At 52.5% G+C, this 1,145-nt stretch carries 1 protein-coding gene; it reads left to right on the forward strand.

Annotation, left to right across the window (positions count from 1 at the left end; genetic code table 11):
• On the forward strand, positions 1 to 1,145 hold a 1,145-nt coding region (locus A3AY_RS0112870), incomplete at its 5' end, for a CapA family protein (RefSeq protein ID WP_018326073.1).

Raw genomic sequence — 1,145 nt, forward strand, 5'->3', positions numbered from 1 at the left:
AGAGCGCGCGGCCTATCACCAAGCCAGAGGAGGGCGCTCATGCGCTGATGAACCGCCGGGATAGCTCCGTCGTGTCGTTGCCTCGCGACTTCGATACGGAGTGCTCCCTCACTATGGGTGCGGCTGGCGATCTAATTCAGGCGGAAGGCCTTGAGCAATCCAAGAATATACTGTTTTCAAGTGTAGCCGACATACTTTTCGAAAAAGATCTCTCGTTTGCAAACTATGAGTCGGTGGTGGCCGAAGACGACATCGTCAAGAAGGCTCTAGGTGACGGCCGCTCCTTCACAATGTGCTGTCCAAAGGCGCAGTATTCGACGCTGACGCAGCACAACGGGAAACGTTTCAGCGTCCTTAATACTGCAAACAACCACACGTTTGACCTTGATCTTGCGGGCTTGGAAACGACACAAAAGCTGCTCGAACAAGATGGAATCATGAATATTGGCACACCGCGAGATATTGAAGAGCACGGTCGCGGAAGCATTTTGACGATCAATGGTATCAAAATTGGATTTGTCTCAGCAACGTTTGGAATCCGTAGATTCAAGCTGCCAGTGCATCAGAAACATCGCATTCATGTAGCCAAGCTCTGCTCAAAATATGTCGCTCCCGAGCTGGAGCTCCTAAAGCAACAGATCGCGGATTGCAAAGCGCAAGGGTGCGACTTTATCGTCGGCTCTCTCCACTGGGGTTGGGAATTTGAGTTCTTCCCTCGTGAAAGTCAGATCGAGGCCGCACACGCACTGGTCGAAGCGGGAGTAGATCTCCTCTTGGGTCATCACCCACACGTCATCCAACCCGTTGAGTTCTACCCGACCAAACGCGATCCAAACCGGATTGCGGTGATTGCATACTCCCTGGGAAGCACCACGTTCGGATGGTTCACCGCACCGTACATGATGTTGAGTTTGATGCTGGACATCCAGCTATCGAAAGGCACTCTTGACGGGCTGCAGCGAACATATATCGCGTCGGCAAAGCCTGTTCCAGTGTTCAGGCACCATTTCATACAAGAAGGCAAGCTACTGATGCGTATCGAAAAGCTGGTCGAGCACCTTGCTCCCTCGGGCATGATGACATCTTCGGTGCAGCAAATGAACGAATACGCGAAGCTGGTTCTGGGAGACGCCTACGCTCGGTAG

Origin of the sequence: Rhizobium giardinii bv. giardinii H152 (genome assembly GCF_000379605.1) — a bacterium.
Taxonomy (GTDB): domain Bacteria; phylum Pseudomonadota; class Alphaproteobacteria; order Rhizobiales; family Rhizobiaceae; genus Pararhizobium; species Pararhizobium giardinii.